Origin of the sequence: Photorhabdus viridis, assembly GCF_040256935.1 — a bacterium.
Classification (GTDB): domain Bacteria; phylum Pseudomonadota; class Gammaproteobacteria; order Enterobacterales; family Enterobacteriaceae; genus Photorhabdus; species Photorhabdus viridis.
In genome coordinates this window covers 21833-29676 of the sequence record NZ_JBEJZY010000054.1, presented here as the reverse complement: position 1 = coordinate 29676, position 7844 = coordinate 21833, and the positions used below count along the sequence as shown (strand labels likewise).

At 38.5% G+C, this 7844-nt stretch carries 9 protein-coding genes; 6 read left to right on the top strand and 3 right to left on the bottom strand.

Annotation, left to right across the window (positions count from 1 at the left end; genetic code table 11):
- Positions 1-241 precede the first annotated feature (241 nt).
- Both ABR397_RS19305 and ABR397_RS19300 read left to right on the top strand, forming a co-directional pair.
- Positions 242-475: a hypothetical protein gene (locus ABR397_RS19305; protein WP_350307157.1), complete on the top strand. Its 234-nt coding sequence runs from the start codon at positions 242-244 to the stop codon at positions 473-475.
- Entirely contained in the window at positions 472-606 is a 135-nt protein-coding gene (locus tag ABR397_RS19300; protein WP_350307156.1) for a hypothetical protein, read from the top strand. Before ABR397_RS19305 ends, ABR397_RS19300 begins: the two co-directional genes overlap by 4 nt.
- A 249-nt stretch (positions 607-855) precedes the next feature.
- Here ABR397_RS19300 and ABR397_RS19295 read toward each other — a convergent pair whose 3' ends face one another.
- Positions 856-1665: a hypothetical protein gene (locus ABR397_RS19295; protein ID WP_350307155.1), complete on the bottom strand. Its 810-nt coding sequence runs from the start codon at positions 1663-1665 to the stop codon at positions 856-858.
- Positions 1666-2043: 378 nt separating this feature from the next.
- Here ABR397_RS19295 and ABR397_RS19290 point away from each other — a divergent pair, with 378 nt between their 5' ends.
- Positions 2044-2238: a hypothetical protein gene (locus ABR397_RS19290; RefSeq protein WP_350307158.1), complete on the top strand. Its 195-nt coding sequence runs from the start codon at positions 2044-2046 to the stop codon at positions 2236-2238.
- A 41-nt stretch (positions 2239-2279) separates the two neighbouring features.
- Here ABR397_RS19290 and ABR397_RS19285 read toward each other — a convergent pair whose 3' ends face one another.
- The gene (locus ABR397_RS19285) at positions 2280-3065 is read right to left on the bottom strand and encodes a hypothetical protein (RefSeq protein ID WP_350307154.1); all 786 of its coding nucleotides are present in this window, start codon (positions 3063-3065) and stop codon (positions 2280-2282) included.
- Positions 3066-3629: 564 nt separating this feature from the next.
- Positions 3630-4121 carry a winged helix-turn-helix domain-containing protein gene (locus ABR397_RS19280; RefSeq protein ID WP_350307153.1) on the bottom strand — a complete coding sequence of 164 codons (492 nt, stop codon included), beginning with the start codon at positions 4119-4121 and terminating at the stop codon, positions 3630-3632.
- 761 nt (positions 4122-4882) lie between these two features.
- Between ABR397_RS19280 and ABR397_RS19275 the strand changes: the two genes are divergently transcribed.
- From ABR397_RS19275 to ABR397_RS19265, 3 genes are all read left to right on the top strand, one after another.
- Positions 4883-5332 (top strand): phage tail protein, encoded by a 450-nt coding sequence (locus ABR397_RS19275; RefSeq protein ID WP_350307152.1) that lies wholly within the window; start codon positions 4883-4885, stop codon positions 5330-5332.
- 63 nt (positions 5333-5395) lie between these two features.
- On the top strand, positions 5396-6457 hold the full coding sequence (locus ABR397_RS19270; protein WP_350307151.1) for a phage tail sheath family protein: 1062 nt from the start codon (positions 5396-5398) through the stop codon (positions 6455-6457).
- Positions 6458-6516: 59 nt separating this feature from the next.
- A complete protein-coding gene (locus ABR397_RS19265; RefSeq protein WP_350307150.1) occupies positions 6517-7833 on the top strand; it encodes a phage tail sheath family protein in 1317 nt (438 codons plus the stop codon).
- Positions 7834-7844 lie beyond the last annotated feature (11 nt).

Genomic DNA, 7844 nt, shown 5'->3' with positions numbered 1-7844 from the left:
GTGAAGACGTTCAAGTTTGATTTTTTGTTCTGATGTAATAAATATTTTCATAGCGAGGATAATGATCTCCATTTCGGATAAAATCAAGCATCTTCAATGATTACGGGTATAAGCAGAGGTTGAATATGATTGAATTTATTTCTTGTACTAAAAAGAGGCAAGGTATTAATCCGATTATGATGGATGATTGCACTTGCTATATTTTAAGTCCTACGTTCCATAACCATATCGAGTCATTATCATGAGCTGGCCTATTCCTGAAATACCTGAACTTAAACCAGTAGCGCCTTTACGCTATAAAATATGGTTTGTCATTTTGCTTTTAATACTGGTTGTCGGCACATTTGTTTATGCTTTTCTCAAAGACACGACCGATTTCGTTCACGCGGTGCTGAACCGCTATGAGCGATATTGTACGGCAGCATACGCTTGGGAAGCCGCCAGTGCTGAAACCCATTTCCAGTGGCAGCAATGAGCAGAAAACAACTGGCTGTGGTCAGTAATATTATTTTGACGCCTGAACAGCAAGGCATGGCTTCACTATTAAGTGATTCGTCTGAGGGTAGCGCAGTACTCTATTTAATGACGAAGGAATTACATCGATGAAAAAAATAACTTTAATGCTGTTAATGATAGGAGTGTCTTTTAATCTTTATAAATCATGGTCTTTTCTTATAAAAGCGGCCCATAAATTGCTGGAATGAGCCGTAAAGGGAATTGAGCTAATCTGTTTATATTCTCTTGAGATTAGTGTTTAAGTATTGTACCCCTATTGGTTGGGGCTTTTAGTAGATCATATTTTTCTCTATTCCTGTAATTTTTTCTGGGAAGTTTTTAGCCAAGGTTGGCCTACATCTAATGTGTGTCTACAACATAATTAACTTTAATTTCTTTGTGAATCTCAATAGATGGGTTGTCTACTATACTAGCTGAGATAGTAGCATTTGTACCATTATGATTGGGGTGATAATGAGTGCCAATATTCGTCCATGATTCCACTGTGTAAAGAGGTGCATAAAGCTGAACTTTTTTAACAGTTTCAGGATAATTTAGTGTGACGTATTCTGGTGTAACTTGTAATTTATCGCTGCTTGTTTTCACATGTATAGTACATGGCAAGTAATCTTTATCTATCACTGATACAGATATGTGATAATAGCTATCATCAGTTGTCATCGAGTTAGGAACATTCTCGAATATTAAAATGGAATTCGGATCCACGAACGGTGTAAAGGAGAAACTCTTTCTGTCAGTTGCATCCGGAGTAATATCGTTCGGGTGTGCTACACTGAGCTTAACAGTTTCTCCTTCTGGTTTTTTGTCGTAAAAGTTGACTGTCGCTTTACCGTCATCGGAATTAGTTTCTGAAGTTTTCTTCTGTGAGCCATCATCAAAATAGGCTGAGCCCGTTAAGGTAAATACAATTTGACCGGCACAAGGAGCGTCATTACAGCGCAAAATCGCTGTTGCCTGGTTTAAACTCTTCCCATCTGCTGGTTTATTATCTGTATCTTTGGTTAATGAAATAGAATAGCGTACTGTCTCAAGCATGGATGTTTGCTTTTTGTAGGAGTCTTTTCCGCCAGTGTGAGTATCATCTTCTATTTTATTTACTGTCAGTATAGTATTTTGTTTTTCGGATTGTTCGTTCCCGGTTTTTTTCATGGCGCATACCTTGTGTTATACATAGGATATTTTAATTAGAGATAAGACATCAATTGACTAACATTAATGCAAAAAACTTTCTTCAATATAAAAATACTAGTAACCGTCGTCATGTGTCAAGGACATTATTGTAGTTATGATAACTTAAGAATAAATCTTATATTGGTGTATCCTTGCCTGATCTTAGGATTAACTATTATCGAAGATGAATTGTTTTATTCTTTATAATATTCTCTGTACCGATATGGCGACGAAAAAACAAGATCTCACATTTTTAGCATGGATATTATGGGTAAAAAACCAGAGCGGGAACTGACTTTTTATGAAACTTTTCATCATTAAAATGATCTGATCGTCATCTTTCATAAAAAAGTAATTTTGACGATAGCTATTTTAAACTATATCAATGACATACCCGATCCACTTGCTGACATTAATAAAAAACATGAATTAATGGATGTCATTTTTCTGGTCTTTATCAAACAACATACGAGACTTAAAGACAGTCAGGCATCAAAACGCCGGAGAGCAGCATGGTCAGGAGAATTCCGCCGCAAACTTATCTTTGATTGAATTATAAGCGAAGTGGAATCCCGTCCTACTATCTGATATGCCTATACATAAAATCGAATTTCAATTTTCTGGAAAATTGTAGTAGATGGGTCGCCTAATATACTAGCAGAGATAGTGGCATTGACATGAGGGCTAACTGAATCCACGGTCGAAAATTCTGCAAACGAAAATTCCGTAAACAAAGGTGCTTCAAGACTAATCGAAGCCTTTCCATCGTTTCCTACATCAATTGTTTTTGGTGTAACGTATAAGTAGTAAGGATAGTCTGTATCCACATGTAGAGTACATGGCAAGCGGCTTTTATCTCTTACCGATATAGATATTTGAGTAGGGCCAGCCCCTGTCATTATATGGTCAGGGACGTTATTGAACGTTAAAATTGAGTATGGTGTAAAGGAGAAATTCTTTCTGTCAGTTGCATCCGGAGTAATATCGTTCGGGTGTGCTACACTGAGCTTAACAGTTTCTCCTTCTGGTTTTTTGTCGTAAAAGTTGACTGTCGCTTTACCGTCATTGGAATTAGTTTCTGAAGTTTTCTTCTGTGAGCCATCATCAAAATAGGCTGAGCCCGTTAAGGTAAATACAACTTGACCGGCACAAGGAGCGTCATTACAGCGCAAAATCGCTGTTGCCTGGTTTAAACTCTTCCCATCTGCTGGTTTATTATCTGTATCTTTGGTTAATGAAATAGAATAGCGTACTGTCTCAAGCATGGATGTTTGCTTTTTGTAGGAGTCTTTTCCGCCAGTGTGAGTATCATCTTCTATTTTATTTACTGTCAGTATAGTATTTTGTTTTTCGGATTGTTCGTTCCCAGTTTTTTTCATGGCGCATACCTTGTGTTATACATAGGATATTTTAATTAGAGATAAGACATCAATTAACTAACATTAATGCAAAAAACTTTCTTCAATATAAAAATAGTAGTAGCCGTCGGCATGTGTCAAGGACATTATTGTAGTTATGATAACTTAAGCATAAATCTTATATTGGTGTATCCTTGCCTGATCTTAGGATTAACTACTATCGAAGATAAACTGATTATTATTTGTAATATCTTATGTGCCGATATAGCTACTCCTGCTCCCGCTGTACTTTGGTCTGCCCTAGTTTAATATGTCAGTATTGTTAATTGTGAATAAACATTTTCATCCCTATATTATTTATCTTTTCATAATCATGACTTACGATCTGTTTTTATCAAAGCGGCCCATAAATTGCTGGAATGAGCCGTAAAGGGAATTGAGCTAATCTGTTTATATTCTCTTGAGATTAGTGTTTAAGTATTGTACCCCTATTGGTAGGGGCCTAACAGGTCTGTAAATAAAAAATCATATTCTTTCCAGTATTTTTTTTGTTATTAAAATATAAGTCATAACTATTTTTCATTCTCAATTAGACAAAGGGGCTGTGTACAAGGTGGTAGATAGCCAGATACTTGCTGTGATGAACATAATAATAACAACGAACTTGATAGAGCGCCAATAAGGTGGTTTTTGGACTGTGCTGGCGGGTACAGGTAATTCGGTATTTTCTGACCGATTATTATCCTGTTCGTTCAAGTCATCATCCTGAAGTGGTAAGATAAAACGATAGCCCTGCCGGTATACGGTATGTATTGCTTCGTCTAACTCACAATAGCGTAATGTTCGACGTAACTTGCAGATCAATTGCAGTAAATTGGTTTCTGCCACTCCATTTTTGCGTTCAGGCCAAACCAAAGGGATAAGCTGTTCTCGACTTAACGTATTCCCTTTTGGTGCATGTTCCCACAGTGCAAGTAGTAGGCGTTTCTCTTTTTCCGTAATTATAAATATATTCTTACCATGGGCTATTTTGTTTGAATTACAGTCTAAATAAACATCTTTCGTTATTTTCAGCATAATGTAGTCTCTGTTTTAGTATTTATCTATTCGTTGTAGCCAAGAAGGAATAAATAGGCTTATGCCTATTAAAATTTATATGATTTTTACATTAATGCAAGAAAATAAATAATTTAAAATTTTCTTTTATGTTTTTCTTATATATGATTTTTAATTTTGTTTTTATAAGGATATTAAATTAAAATTAATGATAATTATTTATTTATAACTTTTATTTGTTTTTGTGATAACTATCTGTTTAGATGGGGAAAGATGAGTTTTCTATCAAGAGGTAATGGTTTTTAGGTTTGTAATAAATATTTTTATACAAATTAGTGAGTAAGCAACCACGAGTAATAATGGCCATGGATAAGGTAGAATGCTCATTAAAGTTGATGTGAAAAAAGGTTCTTGACAGGATTTGTTGTTCTAAAGTTTTAGTTAAGTCAACTGAGAGGTATTAAATTATTGTATCGAGTTGTTGTATGAAAATTGCGACAAAATAATTAATTTTGATTTTTAACTTTTATTTAAATATAGATGGTGATTATTATCCAGTTGGTAATGAGAATGTATGCTATTAAACAACTCCCATGTGATTTTTATCACATAATTAACCTGGCTGGTCAGATGATTTCACCTTGAGTTAATGAGGGTTTGAATATTAAAGCCAGGCTAATCCACCAGAATTAGGCGTGATCCCTAAGGGCGGTAGCGTACCTGAAATGATGTGTATCTTAACTCGGTTGTAAATTTAATTAACTTTTTAGAAGGAAATAACGATGTCTACAACTGCTGATCAAATTGCTGTTCAATACCCAATTCCAACCTACCGTTTTGTTGTTACTATTGGTGATGAACAAATGAGTTTCCAAAGCGTATCGGGATTAGATATTAGCTATGACACAATTGAATATCGTGACGGAGGAGGTAATTGGTTACAAATGCCTGGCCAACGTCAGAGACCAACTATTACCTTGAAGCGCGGTATCTTTAAGGGGCAATCTAAGTTATATGATTGGATTAACTCTATTTCCCTAAATCAGATAGATAAGAAAGATATTTCCATCAGTTTGACTGATGAAACGGGTTCGAATCTGCTGATCACCTGGAATATTGCTAATGCTTTCCCAGAAAAATTGACTGCGCCCAGTTTTGATGCCTCCAGTAATGAAGTGGCAATACAAGAAATGAGCCTGAAAGCCGATCGGGTGACTGTTGAATCCCATTAATACACTGTTTAGCGTCAGGAATAGTCTGGCATGTCAATACAGTACTTTTTAAAGGCGAATATTATGGAAACTTATCTTTATCCGGGTGTCTATATTGAGGAAGATACCTCATTGTCACTCTCTGTCCATACAAGTGCAACGGCGGTCCCTGTTTTTGCTGTCAAAAATGACAATTCATTACTATCAATACAGCCTTTCATCCGAATTAATAGCTGGCTAGAATATCTAACACTAAAAAGTGGGAAATTTGACTCCAACGACAAACTTGATATTTCACTACGCGCCTATTTTGTTAATGGCGGTGGATATTGTTATCTCGTCAAAACCACAGAATTAGAAGCACAAGTTCCAAAACTTGACGATGTCACATTATTGGTTGCCGCCGGAGAAGATATCAAAAATGCCGTAAGCACACTTTGTCAATCCGGCAAAGGATTATTTGCTATTTTTGATGGCCCAACCGAAGAGTTAACGTCGGATGGCAAATCCAGAGACAAGTATGACTCAAACGCTTTTGCCGCCGTTTATTACCCTTGGTTAACAGCCGATTGGGCTACTACCGATATTCCCCCAAGCGCCGCCATTGCCGGTGTCTACTGCTCCGTTGACCGTACCCGCGGTGTTTGGAAGGCGCCCGCAAATGCCATATTACAAGGCGTGGTGAAACCGAAGTTTAAAGTTACTGATGATTTGCAAGGTAGCTATAACACCGGTAAAGCCATCAATATGATCCGTGAATTTCCAAATACCGGTGTCACAGTGTGGGGAGCCAGAACACTTGAGGATAAGGATAACTGGCGTTATATCCCGGTTCGCCGCCTGTTTAACAGCGCGGAGCGGGATATTAAAAATGCCATGAGCTTCGCGGTATTTGAACCCAATAGTCAACCAACTTGGGAGCGGGTCCGTAGCGCCATTAACAACTATCTGTATAGCCTATGGCAACAGGGCGGTTTAGCAGGAACTAAACCAGATGAAGCTTACTTTGTTCGAATTGGCAAAGGAGTAACCATGACTGAGGACGACATTAATAAGGGCTGGATGATCGTCAAAATTGGTATGGCCGCTGTGCGCCCAGCGGAATTTATTATTCTGCAATTTAGCCAGTCAATTGGGCAAGCTTGATTAAGTCATGGCGGTCTGTTTAGGGCCGCTCATCATCTAAATTGGTTGAGGAAGTTATCATGCCTTCTGTCGAATACACCACACCCGGTGCTTATATTGAAGAAAATGCTTCACTGTCGTTATCAATTAACACGAGTCCAACCGCTATTCCCGTTTTTATTGGTAAGTTTTTCAAAAAAGACGGGAGCCAACCAGCAAAAGGGAGCTGTATTAGAATCGCCAATTGGTTGGATTTTACTTCGCAGTTTTTATTATCGCCTGCCGTGTCAGTACAAGCTACAAGTGGAAAAGATGAAAAAACCTATACTGCCACTGTCACAGCCACTTCTCTCAGTGCCTTTGCTGTACAACACTATTTTAATAATGGCGGCGGCGTTTGTTATGTATTGCCGTTGATAGAAACTGAACAAAGTGCTGTAACAGCAGAGTTAGCAACGCTGCCAGACCTGATTGAAAAACAACAGGAGATTACCTTATTGGTCTGCCCTGAAACGGATGAAACATTAGTAAACTGCAAAAAACAGTATGTGTACAATAACATTAATCTTTTGTTGCAGGACAAAGTCGATTATTTCCTGATTGCTGATAGTAAAGATGGAATAGAGCAATCCTCGACCCAGCCGGATAAAACGGCGGTTTATTACCCTGATTTAGTGACCTCTTTTACTTATAGCAAACCGGAGGATACTGATATTGTGCTGAGTGGTTATACGGATGTGACTACCTTGGCCCAACTGCAAGCTGCTTCACCAGAGGAATATACTAAAGCTAAGAAAGCAGTCGATGATGAATGGGCAAAAGCTAAAATACCAACAACACCTATTACCTTACCCCCAAGTGCTGCCGTCGCCGGTGCTTATGCGGCAACGGATGCCAGCCGTGGTGTTTGGCAAGCGCCAGCTAATGTGGCATTGAGTAATGCGACACCGCGTATCGCAATCACGGATGAGGGGCAAAGCACTATGAATACAGCGGGCATTAATGCTATCCGTTATTTTACCGGCAAAGGCACGCTGATTTGGGGAGCTCGAACGTTAGATAAAACGGACAATTGGCGCTACATCCCGGTACGTCGTTTATTTAATAGCGCAGAACGCGATATCAAGCAGGCGATGCAATTTGCCGTCTTTGAACCCAATAGCCAGCCAACTTGGGAGGCAGTGCGTAATGCCATCAATAACTACCTCTATAACCTGTGGCAACAGGGGGGGTTAGTGGGAACTAAGCCAGATGAAGCCTATTTTGTTCAGGTGGGTAAAGGCGTCACCATGAACGAGGACGACATTAATAATGGCCGGATGAAAGTCAAAGTTGGTATGGCCGCTGTGCGCCCGGCAGAATTTATTATTTTGCAGTTTACCCAGAACGTTGGGTAATAAGACTCATC